This is a genomic window from Legionella pelazae (assembly GCF_052527395.1).
Genome location: NZ_JBNVZS010000013.1, coordinates 55,885 through 78,478 on the forward strand (window position 1 = coordinate 55,885; position 22,594 = coordinate 78,478).

Below are 22,594 nucleotides of genomic sequence, written 5' to 3' on the forward strand. Positions count from 1 at the left end.
TAAAAATAAGTTTTTTTGAATAAAAAACCAATCAATTTAAATGATATTTGAATTAATTTATTAGCTGTAAACTAAAAATTTATGAATTAAATTATAGTAATTTTTAATATTTAATTAACCTAATACTACAATAAAAGAATAAGTGTTATTTTTTATATCATAATTTTAGGTTATTTATGCAAATTAAAGTAGAATTTTTTGATAAATTAAATAAAGAATTTGTATGCGCTGATATTGAAGAAATATCAAGAGGGAGTAACTTTTTTGTTGTTAAGTTGAAAATAGTGAACTGATAGAAGGAGTGACTATAGCGGAAGCAGATACTAGAACGGGAGAAGTTATAAGCGCTAGCAATGAAGCTGCAGAGAAAAATTTAGATGAAGCAAGGAAGATGGCAGAGTCAGCTGGGTTTACCTGGAAAAAATTTTAGCAATTATAGTTTACTTATTTAGGTTTGATTATGTATACAAAATCTGATAGTGAAGATGAGGTAAAAAAGCTTGATAGTCCGAGTGATATTTTTTCAGACACAAACGAAGCAGATGATAGTATTGATAGTGCTGATAGTGAGGCCGAACAAGACGAAGATGATTATGATAGTGATATAAATGAGGGGGCCATTGAAGCTGCAAGGAATGGTGATGTAAAGTATCTAGAAGAATTGTTGGCGAATAACATCCTTTTATTAGACCTAAGAGATCATTATGGCAACACCCTTTTACATTTAGCCATAATGAATGAGGACGTGGTAGTAGTCAAGTTTTTGCTTGAAAACGGTGCCTTAGTAAATGTAGTTAATGGAGCTGGGGCTTATCCACTGCATTTTGCAGCAAGGAGGGGAAATTTAGATCTTGTTAATTTATTAATTGCTTATGAAGCTAATATAGATTGTGTAAATAAAATGCAAGAGAGCCCTTTATATACTGCTACCCTATTTCAGCATAGAGAGGTGGTCAACGCTTTATTAGAAAAAAGGGCCAATCCTAATCATAGAAATAAGGAGCTTAGAACGCCACTTCATGTGGCCTCAATTCAAGGTGATGAAGAAATTATTGCGTTACTTATTCAACATAAAGCCATAGTTGATGCTCAAGATGAGAAAAATTTTACGCCTATCCATGAAGCAATTATGAATGGACACAATAATATTGTTCAGAAGCTAAAGAGGTCTGGCAGCCAAATTGACTCAGCTCAGTTTCTTTTGGATAGAGATCTTTCTATTATTTTTAATAATGATTTACTTTATAAGTTTCTTGAAGAGATACATGGTCTTGATTTAAGTCATGGTGGAAATTCGAAAGAAGCCGTTCGTATTATCCAAAATGGAATACGACAATTTCTTGATGAGTGTCCTGAATATCAAATTTACTTCGAGAGTATATTAAAAGCCTTAGAAGCATTCGACTCAGATGAGTCAACTATCCTTGAGCCTCCTGAAGCAGATTGTAGTATTAAGTCATTGTCCTCACTATTCCACATATCATATATTTTAATAAAGAAATCCCAAGATACGTATTTCATTTATTTCTGCGATAGAGGTCTATTAGGATTTAAAGGTACAAAATCTGATAAAGCGCAACCTATTATCCAATTATCGATACCTGCAGCCGATTATTCGGAAGTAATGAGGAAATTGTCTTCAATTTGTGAGAGTGGCGAACTTGATAGATTATTCGTCTATATCTTTGAGCTTAAACAAAAATACAAAAGTACAGGCATTAATTTGACCGAACAGGCCGTATTTAAAAATGGTAATTGTTATTTTGAAAATTTAAAAACGTTACTTCTTTGTGAATTAATTAATATTGATAATAAATTGGGAAAAGGCGTTTATAAAAAATTTGATCTTTTTATGCATGAATCAATCTTGGCGGATTATCAGCGTAGAGTAAATAATTATAATAATAATGCTTCTGATAGAAATAAAGTTGTTTTCCTGTGCAAGGAAATCCTAGCAAGTAAATATCAAAAATTAAAAGGGTACGAAAATACAGTTTTCCAGCCTAAAGACAGTAATATGAAGAGAAAAGAAATGGAAGCAAGTGATGAACCTTCGAGAGATAAAAAGGCTAGAAAAGTAAATATCTCAACAGGTTTTAGATAGGTACTCGCTACAGGGACTATTTGTTAGAAACTAAATTCTAAACAAGAGTAATCACCTAAACATAATTTTGCAAAGTAGCCAAGTAAAAGGGGATTATTAATTGCGCCATGCCCAATATTACTTATTTGCAGTACAGGTACGTCACATTGTGTTGAAAATTCCTGTATTACCTCTTTGACAAGAAATCGACCATTAGGCTCGCCTTTATCAATCATATCACCAAATAAAATTGCTTTCGCAGGTTTAATTATGCCTGCCTGCTCCAATTGAGCTAATATTCTATCAATACGGTAAGCCCGCTCATTAAACTCTTCGATAAATAATATTTTGTTAGTTGGATCAATTTGCCAGAATGTCCCAAGGCTTGCTTGAATTAAATGTAGATTTCCCCCAATAATGGGTGCTGTTATCGTTTGTTGATTTTTAGCTAATTGATTTAATGGAATGATATTGTCATAGATAAGTGTTGCAGTCTTACCAAAAAGGATATTCTGCAATAGCTCAATGGATGTTCCAGAAACTCGATTTAAGGAAACTTGGTAACCTGATGGGCCACTTAGAGTAATCCAGCCCCATTGTCCCTGAAGAAAAATATGTAACGCTGTAATATCACTAAATCCAATCAACAGTTTAGGATGGGGTGGTATTTTTATTTGGTTTAACTTAGATATTAATTTGGTCGAACCATATCCACCTAATAAGCACCATACGACTTTGGAAGTAGGATTTAAAAGCGCCTTATACAGATGAGTAAAACGTTTCTCATCACTATTAGCATAAAGTAAACTCTCACCAAATAAATCATCTGGTATATGACATTTAAGCCCCCAAGAATGAATTATATCCTTCAATTTTTCTATTACACTTAGATGGCATTTAGATGAAGGAGCTACTATGTCAATGGTGTCTCCTAGTTTTAAATAAAATACCCTTGTTTCTGGCAATAACATGAAATTTTTACTCACTTTGAGCATTGTTACGCATTTGCTCTACAAAGCCAAATGGTATGCAGTGGAGCAATCAAAGTCAATTTTATCATTTACTATTTAAAGTGATAATATATTGATATCTATTGTTCAAACTGCTCTTTTAAACCAGGATGATAAAGACTGAGTGCTTTATTTAGAAACTATTAAAAATATCTTGTATAATAGCCTTTTTTTATATTAATAGTTAATAAAAATTAAAGATATCCGCTTACACTTGGCTATTCTTAATTTCTATATTTAATCATAAATTAAGTAATTATTTTCGTAAAGAAAGGAATCAAATGCTTAGAGCACAACAAAATTTTTTTAAATCCCAACATGCGCATTTCGAAGATTTTCTAAAACAAGTAGAAAAAAGCGCTTATTCTCGTTTTGATTTAACTTCATTCTTCTTAACGAAGGAAAAAGAAATCTATGTTAGAGGTAATAATACCTGGGGTGAGTTAGGTTTGGGTGATAATAAATCACGTCGATATGTAGATGGCTATGTAATGCCTACAAAAATTCAGGGGCTTCCACCTATCAAGGATTTTGCTATCGGCCATGGTACTTCTTTCCTTATTGATCACCATAATCAAATTTATGCGTTTGGATACAATGACTATGGTCAACTCGGATTAGGACACTGTCAGAACATTTCTTCGCCAACTGTAATAAAAAGTTTAAAATCTAAGCAAATTATTAAAATAGAGTGCTGGACTAACACCTACTTTCTTAGTGCTCATGGGGAAGTTTATTTTAGCGGCAAGTATGATTCACAAAAGGAATGTACAAACTCGCCACAAAGGATGAAAAGCTTACCTCCCATTTGTAAAATAGTCACCGGCCATAACTACGATCTTTTTCTAAGTACTACAGGTGAAGTCTATCGTCGAGGTAATAATTTAACAACAGGGACGATATATCCCGATAATAAGCTTACTAAATTACATTATACTGACGTTAAAGATATTCAAAGAACCGATAAAGGGCCAGCCATATTAACTAATAGTGGAGAGATTTATTTGGATGAATCAAATAAACCATTAAATATGCCACCCGTAGAGCGACTAATATATGGCCATTCTCATGGTGATTACGATATTTTTGAATTAAAAAATGGCGATGTTATAGTAGAAAAAGGACGTCAAAGTGAGAGTAGTATTGGCGTTAATAATGAGCGGTATGGTATAGATACTACGCCTGTTTTTCCTTATGAAAATAAGCTTTATGAGGCTCAATCTGAAATCGCTAAACAATGTAGGAAAATATTAGATCTTTACGCTAAAGAAGACGGTCCTGTTAGCATTGAAGAGAAACTTAATGTTTTTCAGGAGTTTTCTAGAATAATGTGAGTTAGTTGATTAAATGCTTTAACCTTAGGTTAAAGCAAATTGTCAATCGCTCTAATTACAAACTCTAATGAATTGTTGTTTGCATATAATTAGTTTGTAAATTTTCTCTTTTAAGTGAGAGTCCTTAATTTATATTAAGCTAAACAGTAAAAATTTAACTAAAATTATTATAATAGACTGCAGCCTAAGTTAAGAAAATAACAATCACTGCTAAATTAAACATGGAATTAGCATGCATAGTAAAAAGGTTGATTTCGATTTAACAGGCGTACCTCAAACACTCTTGCTGCCCTTAATTGCTCGGGCTAAATTTAGCCAATTACCTAATCCGCCTTTATACGACGCTCAAGCAATTAAATTTATTCAAGAAATTAATTATGATTTTGATAAGCTATTTGCACACATTGGTTATTCTACAGCGGTTTGGATGATTGCCCGAGCTTATCAATTTGATGAAGCAATCAAAGCTTATTTACAAAAGCATCCTAATGCAACTATTGTAAATTTAGGCGCAGGTTTAGACACAACATTTTATCGGGTTGACAATACACAACTCACTTGGATTGATATTGATTTACCCGCTGTTATTAAACTTCGTGATCAATTATTACCGCCACCAAATCAACGAGTTCATTATCTTGCTGCCTCAGTTCTTAACTTAGACTGGATAAATGCAGTTAAAGAAATGAGTGAGCGTGTATTTTTCCTTGCTGGTGGGTTGTTTATGTATTTTCAACAAGAGCAAGTACAAATTCTATTAAACAACATGGCTCAGCAATTTCCTGAGAGTGAATTGATTTTTGATGCTATTCCAAAAGTAAGCCTTAACAACGTCAATGAAATTTTAGACGAAGCAGAGATGCACGATGCAAAATTACAGTGGGGGCTTGATTATGGCTACGAGCTTGAGCATTGGTCTAGTAATATAAAACTTATTTCGCAAAAGACCTATTTTCAGCCAATAAAATTTAAATCTTCTTTTCCATTTTTTATTCGTTTAAGAATGTTATTTTTTGATTTATTTAAGCGAGGCGGTATTATTCATATTAAATTCTTAAAGTGACGTTCGTTCACTATAAGAGATGAAGGCTCTTTAAAATACAAAAATAATGCAACCTATACTAACAGAGGAGCAATATCTTCTTGAAAAATAAGTTTAATTTGTTTGCGCAACCCTTCTACTAACAATTTGGAAGTAGAGGCATCGTATAAAGTGGTTTCAGTTGCTTGCCATACCGAATGAGGCCATAGTTTATCATCTTTATTGCGGCCAATAATATGAATATGTAATTGTGAAACAATATTGCCTAAAGAACCAATATTAACTTTATCTGTTTTAAAATAAGTGCGTACTAAATGAGAAAGATGGCAAATTTCATCTACTAGTATGTACCTTAATTTAGTAGGTAACTGATCAATTTCCTGGATATTTTCAACTCTAGGTACAAGAATTAACCAAGGATAATCAGCATTATTTTTAAAAAGAATCTTAGAGACAGGCCCATCACCTAGTTCAAAGCAGGTTAAGCGAATTTGATCATCAAGAATAAAGGGCATTTTCAATCCAAAAAATTTTTGTTATCTGGCTATGGGCTTACCTGCTTTGAACTAGTCCACATAAATGATTCATATTTTACGTGATAATGTTCATTAAAACCTAAAAAGAGCTTTCACCTTTTTTAAGTCGAACCCACGTAAATTAGTAATCTGTCTATACTAAATTAAAGGTAAATGAAACTAAGTAAATTAGATTATACGGTCGACTATGCAGAAAATTATTAGTTTAGTCAACAAATTAGATAGGAAAATTACCAAACATACTATGTGAAACTTGTATAAATCTAGCTCCAATAAAGATTTTACCTCTTACTCTTCTTAGATGAGGCGTTTATGGTAGAAAGATTACAAGCCACTAGACATAGAACAATATATCGAGGTTGTCAAAACTATAGAAAATTTTTGGTCCAAAATTGTGACCTTGCCGCCTAGAGTTGAGTAATTAATTTATAAACAAGTAAATGACTATGACTGAGAAGATAAAAATATTAATTATTGAAGATAAAAAAGGAAGCTCAAGCTTAATTCAGGAGTTTTTATCGTCAATTAAAAAGTTTAAATTTGATGTCATTACTTTTCCTATGCTTAACAAAATAATAAAAAAGATGAATGAATTTGCTGTCATTTTAGTCGATTTAGGCAAGAATAAGCAGACTACTTTGACTGCTTTTAAAAAGTTAACGCTGCTAGCTGCAGATATCCCTATTATTGTTATCAGCGATGTAGAAAATGCGGAACTTGCCTTAGGTACTGTTGTTAAAGAAGGAGTACAAGACTATCTGCTTAAAACGGAAGTAACACCCAACTCTCTAACACGTGCTATTTATTATGCTATTGAGCGTGAAAAAGCTAAGCAGTCTACTTGTGAATTGGCAGCGATCGTTGAGAATGCTTTCGATGCCATTATAAGCGTTAACATGCGGGGTATTATTCTTAGCTGGAATAATGCTGCAGAACAACTCTACCAATATTCCGCTGAAGAAATTATTGGCCAGTCATTTAAATTACTCTTTCCTAAAGAGCGCCATAGCGAATTTAAAAAGATAATTCAGCAAATTGAAGCAGGAGCAAAAATTACTCATTATGAGACTATTTTTGAGAGTAAAAAGGGGAATTTATTAAATGTTACGCTTACTATTTCGCCCTTAAAGACAAAATCTAATAAAGTAATAAGTGCAGCAATTATTATTGACAATATTACTAAAGCTAAATTACATGAACAGCAATTGGCTATTCAATACCGAGTAACCTCTGCTTTAGCTGAAGCACCTAATTTAGATTACGCAGCTCATAACATTTTAAAAACAATTTGTGAGTTATTTGATTGGCAAGCGGGGGAATTATGGGCACTTGATCAACAAAAAGAAGCTCTTTACTCTGTTTCATTTTGGCGGGCAAAAGAAGTTTATCAAGAGTTAGAAAAAATAAGTTATGGTAAAAGATGTACAATTGGTGAAAATTTACCAGGGCTTATCTGGCAATTAAATAAGCCTTACTGGATTATTGATTTAAAAAATCATGCTGTTGCAAAAGACGTTAAACCTTTTATTGAAAAGGGGCTAAGAAGTTTTTTTGGTCTGCCAATTACATATAACCGCGAAGTTATCGGTGTCATTATTTTCTTTAGTAAATCTTTAAGTGTTCCTAATACCAATTTATTTTCTATTTTTACTAACATTGGTAGTCATATAGGCATGTTTATCAAACGAAAGCGGGCAGAAAATGAACTACTTTATTTAGCTAAACATGATGTTTTAACAGGCCTAAGAAATCGAGCTTCATTAGAAAATGATTTAAATCGAGCTATTTTAAATGCCAAGGTTCAACAAACAATGCTAGGGCTATGCTACTTAGATTTAGATAATTTTAAGAAGATAAACGATACAATGGGCCATGACTATGGTGATAGGGTATTACAAGAAGTAGCTAATCGAATTCGTCATAATATTCGTAGTTTAGACTTTATTTCGCGCTTTGGTGGTGATGAATTTATTATTATTTTACCAGAAATAAAAAGGAAAAATGATATTGCTGTGATTGCCCAAAATCTTTTAAATGTGTTAGCAAAACCCTTTATTTTGCGTAAGAAAAAATTCTATGTAACAGCAAGTATTGGAATCTCAATTTATCCTACAGATGGGAAGAATTGTAGCACTCTTGTTAGAAATGCAGACATGGCAATGTATTATGCGAAGATACACGGTCGTAATCGTTATCAATTTTATTTACCAGCGATTGAAGCGTTTACCCAGCAAAAATTAACGTTAGAAAGTAATCTACATCAGGCCTTAGAAAAACAAGAATTTATTCTTTATTATCAACCTCAAATTGAAGTTAAAACTGGTAAAATAAGTGGTCTGGAGGCTTTGATTCGTTGGAATAGTGGCCCTAATAAAATGATTTATCCCAAGCAGTTTATTTCGCTAGCTGAAGAGAGTAGTCTAATGATTCCAATAGGTGAGTGGGTTTTACGTACAGCGTGCTATCAGATTAAGAGCTGGCAAAATGAGGGATTGTGTAGAGACATCAATATTGCAGTTAATATTTCTGTTCAGCAACTTAATTTTCGGTTTATTGAACGTTTAAAAGCCATTCTTGAATCAACACATATTGAACCTACACACTTAGAAATTGAAATTACTGAGACAGCACTTATGGGGCTTAAAGATTCAAATATTGCCACCATTAAAAAATTAAAAGAACTAGGTGTTAAGCTATCGATTGATGATTTTGGCATAGGTTATTCTTCATTTATTCATCTAAAAGATTTTATGATTGATGTTATCAAAATTGATCAATTTTTTATTTCTCAATTAACTGCTGATAAGAATTGCCAAGCGATTGTGAAGGCTATTATTGCCATGGCTAAGTCCTTAAATGTAAAGGCTATAGCTGAGGGCGTTGAAACAAAAGAGCAGTTAACACTTTTGAAAAAATTTGGTTGTAGTTATTACCAGGGTTATTTATTCAGTAAGCCTATGCCGTTTGATAAAGTTTATGAAATGTTAAATAAAAAATGTAGATAATTTTAAGAATAGCTAGTTCACTTTATTTAAAGTAAGTAATAAATAAAGCCTTAAGGAGCCAATGGTAACCGAAAAAGAAATGTACCCTTCAAACTTTGTGATGAAACAATTAAATCTTGTAGAAGGCAAACCGTTTTGGATTACTCAAATTTTTCACTAGCCGGCGAAAAAGAACCTATTTACATCTTTTATTGTAAACAGGTAGGGTCTAGGCGTTTAATATTAAGCAATTAAGCTTGCTTAACGGTATTAAGAAAATTAATCACTTGCTGAAATACTAGAGCTTATTGATCTAGAATTCAGCAAGTACGGGCATCAACTGCTTCTGATTAAGCAGGACAATAAAGTATTTCATTTTACCTTAAACAACAAAACTATAAATTAATTACCTAAAAAACGGCTAAAGGTATTGATCCTAGCGCACTAGGTACATGCTCAATTTGATGAGGTTCTTTACAGCCAACAACCTCTATCTGCACTGGCAGTGAATATTCCTCCTTAAGTCGTCTAGAAGTTGCATGTGCTCTATTAAAAAACAATGATTTATTATTTGTCATAGTATTTGTATTAACAGGCCTTGCAAAATGGGCATGTACTTCATTTAGTATAGAAAAAAGGGTAGACAATGACTGGATTATATCCTCGTAATTGGAATAACGTATTTGATAATGCGTTATTTTTCTTAAAATCTCTTTTAAATAATTATCTACTTTATCATTGAAAGCATCACAGTCACTTGCTTGTAGTTTAGTTAATTTTAATTTAATTTTTTGGTTTAAGGTGTTTAGCTTAATAGCCTCTTCAGGTTTATCTCTTAAAATTAATTCTTGACTATATAAGGCTAATTTATCAAGATGTTGCCCGATTTTACCAAGCTGTTCTTTAGCTGAATTGACCTTTGCTCTTAAGTTAAGCTGTTCTGAGCTTAATGGCATAAGATATTTATGGTAAAGAGGAGTAAATTTATCAATGGCTGCATTAATCTCAATACGTTTATGACTTTCTGCTAGAAGCATTTTTGTTAATAAGTCAGTAATAATTTGTCTATCATTTCCATCTAAGCCACGAATATCATGGCATAAACCACTGAGGCTAACGTGTTTCGCCTGTTCATAGATCTCATAGAGATTAAGCTGCGTATCACTAAAAAGGCCAGTATTTGCATGCCATAGCAGAGCAAGCACTTGGCCCATTGAAAAAATATCAAGAGCTGGAGTTTGCTCACCGTTTTCAAAGACCTCTGGAGGTATATAACCCGGCGTACCTACAAGTTTATTATCCTTGTAGTTAATGAATGTACTTAAACCATAGTCAAAAATAGTTACTTTAATTGGTCGATTGAGATCAACGAAAATATTTTCAGGTTTAATGTCTCGATGGATAATACCTTTATCGGTAACTTGTGATTTAAGCGCATTTAAAACTGCATAAGTTAGTTCAACCCTCTCATTTAACGTTAATACACGTCTTTTTTCTAAATCATCAGCAATAACATCGAAAAGTTCACAACCTTTTAATTTATCCATAATGGTGTAGCTTGTATTACCATCAAAAACTGGCTCCTTCATGGCAAAATGATTAGCTTGTTGTGTTAGTCGATATTCTTTCATAGCTGAGAGGGCTGGATTTTTGGAACTGTGATGCTGTATTTTTACAACGCGACTTTTTCCATTGTAACCGTATTGTTTAAAGTGAATCTTATTTTTTTTAATGGCTAGTGTTGCTTGAATATCAAATACACTACCCATGCTGCCTGATTTAGGGAAGTGAGGACTAAGAAATTCATAACGTACGTCTTGCCCATTTTTACATTTGCGACGAACTACATCATAGTTAAATAAAATAGAAGTATTATCAGCAAGCGTATAAAACTGGTTTTTTCTCCAGACATCGGTTTGTGTCTGACTAGCAAAAAAGTTAATTAAATTTTTTGTTTGTAATTTTGATAAATTTTTCATTTTGCACCTCGCTAGTCCTTTTATAATCTTAACGACTAACCTTACCAATAAAAGTCTAAAAAAGAGAAGCAAAAATTTTAGAAATTAATAGACTTCTTCGGAAACTCTACTCCAGAGGCGCATTGCTTCGTCGATACGGTGCTCGAATCCTCATGTACTCGTGTGTACACTCCGGTTCTGCGCGCCGTGTCTCCTCGCACTGCACTCTCTATAGCGAGTTTCTGAAGAAGTCTAATATTAGATTAAATTTTGTATTAAGTTAGGGAGAAGGTCTACTAAGTGGCGCTTGGCTGCTAAATTGATTAATCAGCCAAGCCTAGAGATTATCAGCCTTTTGGGGGAAAAGTATCAGGGCCGTGGCTATCTTTTAATTCAATTTTTCCTTCTTTATTATGGATAAAAAGCTCAGTATTTTGATTGCGACTGATTTCTCTAGCTGCTTTGACTGCTTCATTCTTGGTAGCAAAGCGGCGAAACGCTCGTTTTGAGCCTGACCGTCTAACAAGCCAGCCACCATCTTCACTAGGTACGACATGGTGTGAGCCGTTATATTTTACCATAGCTTATCCTTATTAATGATGTTTTCCTATCGCTAAGTTTAGTACATAAATGAAAACCTAATTAGTAAACATTCGTTAGTGTCACAACAGACCTCGTCTCATTATGTCAAACGAACGTTACTTGTTGATTTTGCTTTTCTATTTCATACTGGGATTTGTTGGTTAGCAATTGATAGCAAAGATAACAACTAAGGAGCAGGATAAATGATAAGTTATAAAAAAACACTAATAGGATTAGCGTTGTTGTCGATTGGGCAAGCAGCTGCCGCAGGCCAGGAAGAAGTTAGAATAATTATTAAGTATAAAAATCCAAATTCAGTGCGTTTCACGACAAAAGAATCAGCCAGTAAACTTCTTAATGTGCCTATTAATTCGGTAACACCTATTGCTGGCGGTGCTTATACAATCACTATAAAACGTAATGCAGTAGCTTCGTTAACAACTGCTGATTCAATTGATGACTTTATCATGACGCTGCGGCGAAATCCTGCTGTGTTATATGCTGTTAAAGATCGCATTGGCTATTTTAAACCCCTTCCAGTTATAAAAGCACCTGAAGTCGGAGAGAGCTTATCGCATGAATTACAGTGGGACGAATTTAAAGCACCAGGCGGGGTCATGCTAGAATCAGCTGCAGGACTTCGAGACGGCGCTTGGTCTTTGACTACCGGCAACGCCACACCACCTATTGTTGTTGCCGTTTTAGATACAGGAATAGCGCTCAATCCACACTTAAGTAAAAGTTTAATTAAAGATAAAAAGGGAAAAGTTTGGGGTTGGAATTTTGCTGGTAATAATCAAAATTTAGCAGATGAAACTCAATCCTATCATGGAACACATGTGGCAGGGACAATTGCTGCTTCAGGCAATGTCATGTTAGGGGTTGGCGAACACCTAAAGATATTACCTGTAAAAATTCCTGATGGTTCTGGCATGTTTTATGAAAGCCAAGTCATTAATGCTATTTATTGGGCAGTAGGTGGTGATGTTCCTGGCGCGCCTAGCAATCCTTATCCTGCAAAAGTTTTAAATATGAGTTTTGGTGTTGATGAGAGACCTGGTAAAGAAATTGATCACTGTGATGAAGCGTTACAAGAGGCATTAACTTTTGCGCGAGAAAAAGGAGCAGTGCTTACAGTGGCTGCAGGCAACGATAATCAATGGGAGCACTACAATGCCCCTGCAGTATGTAATAGCGCGATTAAAGTAGCCTCCGTTGGGCCTGAGGGACTAAGAGCTTATTATTCAAACTATGGTCCGGGTATTAGTTTCGCAGCACCAGGTGGCGATGTTCGCTATGGAAAAACTACTGGAGGAATTTTATCCACAGTAAACCCTGGCGGTGGATATTTTGGTTCTGGCTTTGATTTCTATCAAGGAACAAGTATGGCAGCCCCACATGCTGCAGGTGTGGCAGGATTAATTTATTCTATTAATAATAATATTTCGCCTGAGAAGTTAGAAACAATTCTTTATGCCACAACACATGGTTTTGGCCAATCAAATGATGCTAATAAATCCTGTGTAGATACTAAGCCTTGTGGTCATGGTATATTAGATGCCTTCAATGCAGTAAAAACAGCTATAGCTAATTATGATATTATTTTTACCGCGCCTTCTAGTAAAGATTTACCGTTAAAGGCTTGTCAAAATGGTTATCAATCTGCTAATTCGACATTGCAAACGCCATTGGTTCATTGGCAATTAACTAAATCATCTTGTCAAAGTAGAGAAAATTATCAGCAAGTTAATTTAGAAAAGAAAAACAATGAAATTGTCGTACATTATGGCGCAACCGAATTTAGCTTAGATACTTCAAGCTTTAGACAATGCGATATTATTGGCGCAGCTGGTATTGGCTGTTATCAATAACTGAAGGTCAACATAAAAGCAAGGTAGGTTGGGCTAGACGAAGTGCAGCCCAACAAATTTCGAATATTTACATAACCTATGTTTGACGCCATTAGGTTATTAAAAAATTGTCATAAAGGGACTTTAGAGCTCAAATCTGACTGTTCACTAAGATTCTAAATACCCACCTGATTTACTGCAAATAGATCGATTTTTCTGGTGTCACTTTTTTAATAATCTTTGCTTTAAAAGGTTGTTCTTTTATTTTAGAGGTACGTTTAGATAATTTTAAATAAGCATAAGGGACAACATAAAGTGAAAATAGTGTTCCAATTAACATACCGCCTAGAATAACAATTCCTAATTGTTTTCTACTTTCAGCGCCTGCACCTGTCGCTAGCGCTAAAGGAAGGGCGCCTAATAGCATAGCTAAAGTTGTCATTAAGATTGGACGCAGTCGAATGCGCGCACTATTTAGAAGCGCTGTTGTCTTATCTATACCTTGGCTCATTTGTTGATTGGCGAACTCAGTAATCATAATACCATGCTTGGTTACTAAGCCAATTAAGGTAATGATGCCAATATGGCTGTAAATAGATAAACTTTGTTTTGTTAAGTAAAGGGCAAAGAGTGCGCCAACCAAACATAAAGGAACACTAAGTAAAACAATTAAAGGATCGGTGAAGCTTTCAAATTGGGCAGCTAAAACAAGGTAAATAAATAGTAAGGCTAATAAAAAAGCATATAAGCTATCATTAGTTGATTCTAAATAATCTTTGACTTTTCCTGTAAAGCGAAATTGAATATCTTCAGGTAATTTTTCTTGTAGTATTTTTTGAGCCGCTTTAATAACTCGTTGTAAATGAGCACTTGGCGTTAATTCTGCGCTAATGTTTGCTGCTCGGAAGCGATTTAAGTGGGGAAGGCTATCGGGACCGATAGTGTTTTTTATTTTTACTAAACTAGAAAGTGGGATCATCTTACCGCGCCCACTTTGAACATAAAGTTTATTAATGATAGAAATATCACTTAAATCTGTTTGCTTTAAGTGTAAAATAACCTGATGTGTCTGACCATCGTAATTAAAGTTAGCTGCATTATTGCCACCTAACATCGTCGATAACAATTCTGCAATATCAGCAAGGTTTACATCTAGATCAGCAGCCAATTGCCGATCGATTTCAATGTTAATTTGCTCACTATCAAGGGCCAAGCTGTTCTTAATTTGTCTTAATTCTGGTAACTCAGTTAATAATTTAACAATGTCATTACTGATTTCATTTAAGTGTGAGTAGGTGGTATTGCTAAGGAGAGTAACGTTAAATTGACTATTACTGCCACTACGGTGTCCAAAAGGATTTGGGCTAATAGGAAAAACATTAACACCGGTAATCTGTTGCATTTTCTCTTGAAGTTCTTCTGTGATGTCTTTTTGTGAGCGATTACGTTTATCCCAGGGTGTTAACTGTAATAAAGTGAAAGCAGAGGCAGGCTTAATAGATGATAAGTAGACTGTTCTTTCGGGTATTGATTCATAAATTGCTTCTAATTCACGTGTGTAGTGATTAGTATAGGCTGTGCTTGCATTGGTTGGAGAAGACAGAGGTGCAATAATATAAGATTGATCCTCAATAGGCGCTAATTCAGCCGGTAGGTAATGGTAGCAAAATAATCCAAGTAAACTACTTAAAAAAACACTTATAAGCAAAAAATGAGGCTTATTAATTATTTTTTCTAAGCTAGAAATATAGCGTTTACTTACTGTTGTAAATAAGGTATTTAGCCATCGGCTATAATAATTTTCCTGATGTTGCATTAACTGTGAACACATCATAGGGGATAACGTTAGCGCAATAAGCCCTGATAAAATCACACAGATAGCTAACGTTGCTCCAAATTGAAAAAATAATTTTCCTGTAAAGCCGCTAACAAAACCACTAGGCGCATAAACAGCTGCTAAGGTAATAGTCATAGCGATAATAGCAAAGACAATTTCTTTACTGCCTTTAATAGCAGCGCCAAAAGGGGATAAACCTGACTTTAAGTGACGATGGCAATTTTCTACAACAACAATAGCATCATCAACTACAAGTCCAATGGCTAAAACCATAGCTAGTAATGTTAAGGTATTTAATTCAAAGCCAAACCATGCCATAGGCCAAAAGGCGCTAATTAAGCAAATGGGAATGGTGATAATAGGAATTAGAGCAGCTCTAACATTACCAAGAAATAAGAAAACGACTAAACCGACAAACAAGGCTGCTTCAAAAAATGTATGATAAACTTTGTTAATGGATTGTTGAATGAATTGCGTGGTATCGAAAACAATATTAGCCTTTAAGGTAGGCGGAAAAGAAATTTCGAGCTCCTTTAATGATTTTTTTAATGCCTGAGCAACTTCTAAGGGATTTGCAGTTGATTGGGCTAAAATAGCAAGCCCTACAGCCGGCTTGCCATTAATACGTAATAAATTATCATTGTTTTGGCTGCCAACAGAAATTTTAGCAATATCTAAAAGACGAGTGAAGTTATGCTCCCGTTCAGCGATAATTAATTCACCAAAATTTTGAGCAGTTTTTAGTTTGGCATGGGTAACGACTGTATAATATCGGTTTTTGCTTTTGATCTGACCACTGGGTATATCAATATTTTGTTGATTTAGAGCCTTTTTTATTTGGGCAACAGTGATCTGCCGAGCTGCCATTTTTACCGGATCAAGTTCTATTTTTACCGCATAATTACGACCACCATGAAAGATAACTTCGCCAACGCCTTGAATTTCTTGCAGGGCAGATTTTACATGGCGCTCTAAATAATCAGTGATCTCTAGCGCATTTTTTTCTTTATCATGAAAGCCGATAATCATAAGTGGTGTTGCATCAGCATCATTTTTAGTTACAGTAGGCGCTTGACTACCTACGGGTAACTTATTCTGCAAAGCAGACATTTTGTTACGAATATCATTGATTGCTTCATTAATATCTACACCTAACTGAAACTCAATATTAATACGGCTTCTACTTAGCAAACTAACAGAGCGGATACTATCAACACCAGGAATACTAGCTAAGTTATTTTCAATAGGAATGGTGATTTCTTTTTCTATTAGGTCGGGGCTTGCACCGTCGAAATTAGTTGTAATGGTTATAGTGAGTTTATCAATATTAGGAAGGTGACGTATGGGTAATTTTTGAAAATAAATTAGGCCTGTAATAATTAACATGGTTAATAAAACAATCGTAAAAACTGGCCGCCTTATGCAAAATTCTGACAAATTCACTCAAGTTTCCCTTCATTTTTAGCAAGAACAGTAGCACCTTCTTTTAACTTATGTTGTCCTCGTATAATGACAATATCCGTTGGCTTTAGACCACGCCGAACTTCAATCATGGCGCCATAATGAGAACCCACTTTAATTTGTTTAGCGATAGCTCTGCCATTATTTAAAATAAAAACTTTCTGGCCGCTAATTGTTGGAATAACACTTTCTTCAGGTATTAAGAAGCGTTTTATAGGCTCACCAATTTGATGCTTAACCCGCACAAAGAGGCCAGGTGATAATAAATTTTGCTTATTATCAATTAAAGCTTCAACGGCAATTGTTCGTGTTTCCTTATCAACGTTTGGCGCAATATAATCAACAACGCCTTGATAAACTTGACGAGGATAGGCGTCAGAAATGACTTGTACTTTTTGATCTTTTTTAATATGGGAAATTAAGTGTTCAGGCAAAGTATATTCGACTTTAAGTTTTTGATTGGCAATTAAGCTAACTAAAGGTTGGCCAACTTTAACATATTGTCCAACACTCACTTTTCTTGAGCCTAAAGTGCCTGTAAAGGGAGCTCGCAGACTTAATTTAAGTAATTGTGCTTCTTTGACTTTAACAGTGTTTTGTTTTTCTTTTAAATCAGCGAAAGCTGTCTCTAGCGCTTGCTCTGAAGCAAGCTTTCGTTTGGCAAGTTCTTGGTTGCGTTGGTAAATTGATTCACTTAATAGTAAATTAGCTTTAGCACTCGCTAATTCACTTTTTAAGATTGTATCATCTAATTGAATTAATAAAGTTCCTTTTTGCACTAGAGTCCCTGGCTTAAAATAAATACGAGCAATCTGTCCTGCTAGCTCGGAACTAATTTGAATATTATCTAGACTACTTAAACTGCCGATCGTTTCAAATTCATTAGCAAACAAGGCTTCCTTTAAGGGTGATGTTTCAACAAAGATTGGCTGAATCTTATGATTTACTTGTGAGGCCTTGTGATTAGGAAAGAAATAATAAGCAAACGTTATTAATACACTTAAAAAGAATATTAAGCTAATCACGCGACCTTTCAATTAAGTGCCTCCTTTTGTGAAGGAAAGATTATAAGTTACTTTAAATGGATATTCAAAAATATAGCGCCACCCACTAAGCTTTATACTTCGTTGCAAGCTTGCTCGGCTCAGTCATGTACTTAATTGTACACTCCTTCGCCTCGCTTCACTTGCGCCTTGTCTAAAACTTAGTGGGCGACGCTATAAGAGGGAAAGTTAAAATTAATTTATCTTGGCTTAAAATTAGGCTTTATAAGTTTAAAGTGTTAAGTAATTTATTCTCTATTGCACCTTATTAAAAGTAAAAAGATTCATAACAAAACAAATTTGGTTGTTTACCTATTTTAAAATCCATTTCTTTATACGGCCAGTTTTTCAATGGTTATGCACAAAGCTTAATTGAATATAATCATAAAAACACAGGCTCTGGTTTTGGAATCGCAGTCAATGATTGGATAAATTAAAGAATGTCATCAAGTGGATTAATTAAGTTAGTTCTACATTAATATTTATTTAAGTCTAGCTCATTATAATAACTATATGTTAACAGAGCTTATGAGTCAGCCTTATGAAGCAATATATGTGGTATCACCCCCATTACTTTTTAGAAACCTCAGTTCATATCGTTGCCGGACAGATGGAGAATGCCAGAAAATATGGTTATATCATATTAGAGGGGAATGAATTACATAAAGTTAAGCGAGAGGATCATTTAACGATCGTGGGTCACTCAACGCCACCAAAATTAGCAGGTATAGATTTAGATGAAGATGAAGATTTAAACGATACAGGCTATTATATTCAAGGCGAAAACGCGGAACAATGTGTGCAAAGGTTAAAACAAGCAGGTCTTATAGAAGCGCCACAAGTCCTATCATTAGAGTGTTGTCGGGCTGGGATCGAAAAGGGTATTGCTGAACAACTATCAAGTCAGCCATTTTTTAAGGATACGCTTATTGAAGCCAATCCAGGTGGGATAAGTCGAAGCAGCGGGCATGTCATATGTTCTTTAGTTCCTGATATATATGGGCGTATGGTCATGAGGGCTGAGTTTAATCCCTGGGTTTTTTTACTTTCGGGCCAGCCTGTTTTAAAACTCAGACATAATGAATATAAGATAGAAAAAGTATTAGAAACTCTAGAACAAAATTGTGCAGGCTCTAATCCTTCTTTTACACTGAATAAAGCAGGTTTATTTTTCAATTCAAAACAGGTTGAAAAGGTGGGTACAATGACTGCGGGTAGTTCTCAAGAAGTAGGAGAGAAAAAAAGAGAACCGGAAAACGCAGGCTGTTTCTTAATGAAGTGATGAATACCAATTTAAACTTAGTATTCATCATTGAATTCTTAAGGTATGTAAAATTTAGAGAAACTACTAAAAGCAACTTACCACTTGGCTATATTAATTAATCTTACTTACCCTCAGTATTTTCTTCTTGCTTAAGCCAATTACTTAGCACTTCAATAATCTTATGGGCTTGCTCATCGCTAGAAATATTAAATTTAGATTTCATCCAGTATTGATTGTTGCGCTTTTGATAACGCCTAATGGAATACTTTACAGGACCATATCCTTGTTTTGTCCTATCCCATTCCTGATAGCGATATAAAATGGTTGTCCAGGCGCCTTTGGATAATACATATTTATCTAATTCACGAACTGTTTCAGTGCCATCTTCTGAAAAAGAGATAGTTAAATCATCTATTGTTTCGCTCATTAATATCCTTAGTTAAAATTAATCGATGGATTGTAATTTCCCATCAACAAATGTCAAGCTCATGGGCTTTTGATATTGATCAGCCTGATAGACCCAGATTTCAGGTTTTGTTGAGCTTGGAACTGCCTGGTTTATATAGGTGTGGTTAACTAAAGAAGGGGTGCCACAAGCATTATAAACTATACTAACTGGATCGCCTACTTCGACACTTCGGCCACCGCAAATACTAAAAGCGTTCGTGCTTGAGCCGTTAAGTGTTATCGAACTGACTTTGTTATTCATAATATTAACTTGCAATTGCGCGCCACCACCACTATTACCACCAAAAGGTTGTGCACCACCATAATTAGTATTGCCAATAGGTAGAGCCCAAACACCATAAAAAGCAGTTCTGTCGCCTTCATTATTATAAATGAGTTGTTGTACAGGAACCTTTTGTGTAAAGGGATGATTAGATTGCTGTTTACTTAGCGGCTGGCCACATGCTGCCATAACTTGAGCTTGAGTCATGCCGATATTAATAAACCCATGATTTTGTGGGCAATATACAGATTGCTGGCTGAATGCTAAGAAAGGAAAAAGAAAAACTACTAACAACCCAAATCGTATGTACATAACACTGCCCTCATATTCTCTATTTTCCTTCAATTATAGTGCGTTTGTGACCTTTTAACCTGTTATTAAAGGTAAATGGGTAGGGATGCACTAATAAAAAGGGTAATAACTTTAATAATAACCATCATGATAAAAGGTGAAAAATCAAAACCTGAAATATTAGGTACGATTTTATGGCCAATGCTAATTAATGGATCAGTAATTAAATTAAGAATCATGGCAGCAGGATGCATTTGCCATTGAGGATTAACCCAACTCATAATGACTCGCAATAGTAGTGCATAAAATAGCAAATTACCTAATTGAATTATTAAGTCTGCCACCACAAACAATAATAAATAAGTAATAGGTAATAGTATTTGATAAGCAATTAGACTTAGTAATATAAATTTGACTATCTCAATTACAATAATGTAAGCAAAGCTAACCGCATCAAAACGTTGTGGATGGCGTTTGTTACGAAAAATTATCGATTCTACGGGAAGCACAATACGATCAGTTAAACGATAAATTACTTGGCCCATAGGATGCAATGGGCTAACACGATAGTAACGCAATAAAATGCGTAACCAAAAAATAAAAATAATTAAATTAAAAAATATGCTAATCAAAAAGTAACTTACCGCAATTAGTCCAGCCATAACGTTCTCACTTTAATATGATGAGTTAATAGAGATTCCCATAACCGTCAGGTTAAGGAAATTTCTCCTTTTTTTCTATGTCATCGCCACGAAGGCGGGGATCTATTCATCAATTAGCACGGAGGTTAATTTTCACATGGATTCCCGCCTACGCAGGAAAGACATTCATTATCTACGCAACAATGCTGCACAATAATCCTATGTCATCCCCCGAAAATCCTATGTCATCCTCGCAAATTCTATGTCATCCTCGCGAAGGCGGGGACTATTTATCAATTAGCACAGAAGTTAATCTCACCTGGATTCCCGCCTGTCTAGCAGTTCAAAATTAAAAAATTTACCAATTTATGGCGCTTCCTCCATTTCTTGTGCTCTATTATAAGCTGCTTTTAATGCTTGAAAAATGACTTCTGAAAAATCATGCTGTTCTAAAACCGCAAGTGCTGCAGCTGTAGTTCCACCCTTAGAGGTTACTGTTTGGCGTAATTGTTGCAAAGACAAAGCGCTATTTTCTATTAAACTTAACGTGCCTATAGCAGTCTGTTTGGCAAATGAATGAGCTATTGGGCGCGACAACCCTAATTTTTCACCAGCAGCAATAAGTGCTTCTAGAAATAAAAACACGTAAGCAGGCCCACTACCTGATAATGCAGTAATCGCATTTATTTCATCTTCATTATTAAGCCATGCGGTAACACTTAAGGGCTTAAATAAACTTTCAACAAGAGCCTTCTGTTTGGCATGAACGTAATTATTAGCAATAAAGGCACTAGCGCCCTTGCCTACTGCAATAGGTGTATTTGGCATACAGCGAACGATGGCTTGTTTACCTTTACAAAAGGAGGCTAACTTATTTAAATTTATGCCCGCAGCAAGCGAAATAAGAAGGCTATTTTGCGAAAGATATTTACCAATTTCTGTTAGAACAGAAGTGATTTGGGCTGGCTTAACTGCAAGTATAATGACATCGGCAATAGCGATAAAAGCAGTATTAGAAGAATGGGTTTTAACACCAATTTCATTAACTCCAATAGGTAAAGAAGGGGACGTTGCAAACAACTCCAAATTTTTATTTTGGCTTAAGCCTGAAATTAATGCTTTTGCCAAATTACCATATCCAATAAAACAAATTTTCATACTTTATTGCGCTCACCAAAAATAGCTCTGCCAATGCGAACAAGGGTACTGCCTGCTCGTATAGCTGCTTTTAAATCATCACTCATACCCATTGATAAGGTATCCATTTCTAAATTTAATTGTTGATTAGCTTGGTTTAGTAAAACGGCCAAACGCTGCAAACTAGCATACTGCTCTTCTTCAGTTAAGCGAGGCTTTGGAATTGCCATAAGGCCCCGTAAACGTAGTCTAGGTAATTGATTAATATATTTTATTAATGATGGCAATTCATACGGGAGTAGACCTGCTTTAGTCTCTTCATGATCTAAGTTAATTTGAATGCATATATTTAAAGCTGGCAAATGCTTAGGTCGATGTAGTGAGAGAAGTCTCGCAATTTTTTTCCGATCAACACTATGTACCCAATTAAAATTTTCTGCAATTTCTTTTGTTTTATTGCTTTGAATGCCACCAATGAAATGCCAGTTAATAGGCAAATTTTTTAACTGTAACTTTTTAGCATGAGCTTCTTGCCAATAATTTTCACCAAAATCATGCAGGCCTGCCCTATAAGCTTCTCTAATTGCCTCGACTGATTGGCCTTTACTCACCGCAAGAATGGCAACACTATTTAGTGGCTTATGAGAATCTTGCAATGTCGTCTCAATTACGTGTTTGATATATTGTATATTTTCTGCAATGCTCATAACTTAACTTTAGTATCTTACTGTATCAGCCTGAGGTTTAAGCGAAATGTGCAGTTTACAAAGATGTATGCTGCCTGGGAAGCAATATTTTTTATTCTTAAGTG

Annotated in this window: 19 protein-coding genes; 8 read left to right on the forward strand and 11 right to left on the reverse strand. The window is 34.7% G+C overall.

Annotated elements, in window-relative coordinates; all coding sequences use genetic code 11:
• The first annotated feature begins 301 nt into the window (after positions 1-301).
• On the forward strand, positions 302-430 hold the full coding sequence (locus tag ACQUW5_RS12475) for a hypothetical protein (RefSeq protein ID WP_444991588.1): 129 nt from the start codon (positions 302-304) through the stop codon (positions 428-430).
• Positions 431-460: 30 nt separating this feature from the next.
• Positions 461-2,104: an ankyrin repeat domain-containing protein gene (locus ACQUW5_RS12480; RefSeq protein ID WP_444991589.1), complete on the forward strand. Its 1,644-nt coding sequence runs from the start codon at positions 461-463 to the stop codon at positions 2,102-2,104.
• Between the two features lie 23 nt (positions 2,105-2,127).
• On the opposite strand, the gene ACQUW5_RS12485 is transcribed toward ACQUW5_RS12480, so the two are convergent.
• On the reverse strand, positions 2,128-3,054 hold the full coding sequence (locus tag ACQUW5_RS12485) for a S66 peptidase family protein (protein WP_444991590.1): 927 nt from the start codon (positions 3,052-3,054) through the stop codon (positions 2,128-2,130).
• Positions 3,055-3,374: 320 nt separating this feature from the next.
• Between ACQUW5_RS12485 and ACQUW5_RS12490 the strand changes: the two genes are divergently transcribed.
• The gene (locus tag ACQUW5_RS12490) at positions 3,375-4,427 is read left to right on the forward strand and encodes an RCC1 domain-containing protein (RefSeq protein ID WP_444991591.1); all 1,053 of its coding nucleotides are present in this window, start codon (positions 3,375-3,377) and stop codon (positions 4,425-4,427) included.
• Positions 4,428-4,659: 232 nt separating this feature from the next.
• Positions 4,660-5,490, forward strand: a complete 831-nt coding sequence (locus tag ACQUW5_RS12495) for a class I SAM-dependent methyltransferase (RefSeq protein ID WP_444991592.1) — start codon at positions 4,660-4,662, stop codon at positions 5,488-5,490.
• Between the two features lie 53 nt (positions 5,491-5,543).
• Here ACQUW5_RS12495 and ACQUW5_RS12500 read toward each other — a convergent pair whose 3' ends face one another.
• The gene (locus ACQUW5_RS12500; protein ID WP_444991593.1) at positions 5,544-5,984 is read right to left on the reverse strand and encodes an HIT domain-containing protein; all 441 of its coding nucleotides are present in this window, start codon (positions 5,982-5,984) and stop codon (positions 5,544-5,546) included.
• Positions 5,985-6,451: 467 nt separating this feature from the next.
• Here ACQUW5_RS12500 and ACQUW5_RS12505 point away from each other — a divergent pair, with 467 nt between their 5' ends.
• On the forward strand, positions 6,452-9,010 hold the full coding sequence (locus tag ACQUW5_RS12505) for an EAL domain-containing protein (protein WP_444991594.1): 2,559 nt from the start codon (positions 6,452-6,454) through the stop codon (positions 9,008-9,010).
• A 389-nt stretch (positions 9,011-9,399) separates the two neighbouring features.
• Here ACQUW5_RS12505 and ACQUW5_RS12510 read toward each other — a convergent pair whose 3' ends face one another.
• Positions 9,400-10,968: a protein kinase domain-containing protein gene (locus ACQUW5_RS12510; RefSeq protein WP_444991595.1), complete on the reverse strand. Its 1,569-nt coding sequence runs from the start codon at positions 10,966-10,968 to the stop codon at positions 9,400-9,402.
• A gap of 326 nt (positions 10,969-11,294) precedes the next feature.
• A complete protein-coding gene (locus ACQUW5_RS12515) occupies positions 11,295-11,528 on the reverse strand; it encodes a DUF2188 domain-containing protein (RefSeq protein WP_444991596.1) in 234 nt (77 codons plus the stop codon).
• A gap of 204 nt (positions 11,529-11,732) precedes the next feature.
• Between ACQUW5_RS12515 and ACQUW5_RS12520 the strand changes: the two genes are divergently transcribed.
• Complete coding sequence (locus ACQUW5_RS12520) at positions 11,733-13,400, forward strand: S8 family serine peptidase (protein ID WP_444991597.1); 1,668 nt, start codon at positions 11,733-11,735, stop codon at positions 13,398-13,400.
• A gap of 172 nt (positions 13,401-13,572) precedes the next feature.
• Here the strand turns inward: ACQUW5_RS12520 and ACQUW5_RS12525 are convergent, their stop codons facing one another.
• On the reverse strand, positions 13,573-16,659 hold the full coding sequence (locus tag ACQUW5_RS12525) for an efflux RND transporter permease subunit (RefSeq protein WP_444991598.1): 3,087 nt from the start codon (positions 16,657-16,659) through the stop codon (positions 13,573-13,575).
• A complete protein-coding gene (locus ACQUW5_RS12530) occupies positions 16,656-17,714 on the reverse strand; it encodes an efflux RND transporter periplasmic adaptor subunit (RefSeq protein ID WP_444991599.1) in 1,059 nt (352 codons plus the stop codon). The genes ACQUW5_RS12525 and ACQUW5_RS12530 overlap by 4 nt, the downstream gene beginning before the upstream one ends.
• A 320-nt stretch (positions 17,715-18,034) precedes the next feature.
• Here ACQUW5_RS12530 and ACQUW5_RS12535 point away from each other — a divergent pair, with 320 nt between their 5' ends.
• Together ACQUW5_RS12535 and ACQUW5_RS12540 are read left to right on the forward strand one after the other, a co-directional pair.
• Positions 18,035-18,157, forward strand: coding sequence for a phospholipase A (locus ACQUW5_RS12535; protein ID WP_444991616.1), 123 nt, complete (start codon positions 18,035-18,037; stop codon positions 18,155-18,157).
• Between the two features lie 104 nt (positions 18,158-18,261).
• Positions 18,262-19,002 (forward strand): hypothetical protein, encoded by a 741-nt coding sequence (locus tag ACQUW5_RS12540; protein WP_444991600.1) that lies wholly within the window; start codon positions 18,262-18,264, stop codon positions 19,000-19,002.
• A 103-nt stretch (positions 19,003-19,105) separates the two neighbouring features.
• On the opposite strand, the gene ACQUW5_RS12545 is transcribed toward ACQUW5_RS12540, so the two are convergent.
• From ACQUW5_RS12545 to ACQUW5_RS12565, 5 genes are all read right to left on the reverse strand, one after another.
• Positions 19,106-19,411 carry a hypothetical protein gene (locus tag ACQUW5_RS12545; RefSeq protein ID WP_444991601.1) on the reverse strand — a complete coding sequence of 102 codons (306 nt, stop codon included), beginning with the start codon at positions 19,409-19,411 and terminating at the stop codon, positions 19,106-19,108.
• Between the two features lie 18 nt (positions 19,412-19,429).
• The gene (locus tag ACQUW5_RS12550) at positions 19,430-20,026 is read right to left on the reverse strand and encodes a DUF2845 domain-containing protein (protein WP_444991602.1); all 597 of its coding nucleotides are present in this window, start codon (positions 20,024-20,026) and stop codon (positions 19,430-19,432) included.
• 65 nt (positions 20,027-20,091) lie between these two features.
• Positions 20,092-20,667 (reverse strand): YggT family protein, encoded by a 576-nt coding sequence (locus tag ACQUW5_RS12555; RefSeq protein ID WP_444991603.1) that lies wholly within the window; start codon positions 20,665-20,667, stop codon positions 20,092-20,094.
• Positions 20,668-21,012: 345 nt separating this feature from the next.
• Complete coding sequence (gene proC / locus ACQUW5_RS12560) at positions 21,013-21,804, reverse strand: pyrroline-5-carboxylate reductase (RefSeq protein ID WP_444991604.1); 792 nt, start codon at positions 21,802-21,804, stop codon at positions 21,013-21,015.
• Positions 21,801-22,490, reverse strand: a complete 690-nt coding sequence (locus ACQUW5_RS12565; RefSeq protein ID WP_444991605.1) for a YggS family pyridoxal phosphate-dependent enzyme — start codon at positions 22,488-22,490, stop codon at positions 21,801-21,803. Before ACQUW5_RS12565 ends, proC begins: the two co-directional genes overlap by 4 nt.
• Positions 22,491-22,594 lie beyond the last annotated feature (104 nt).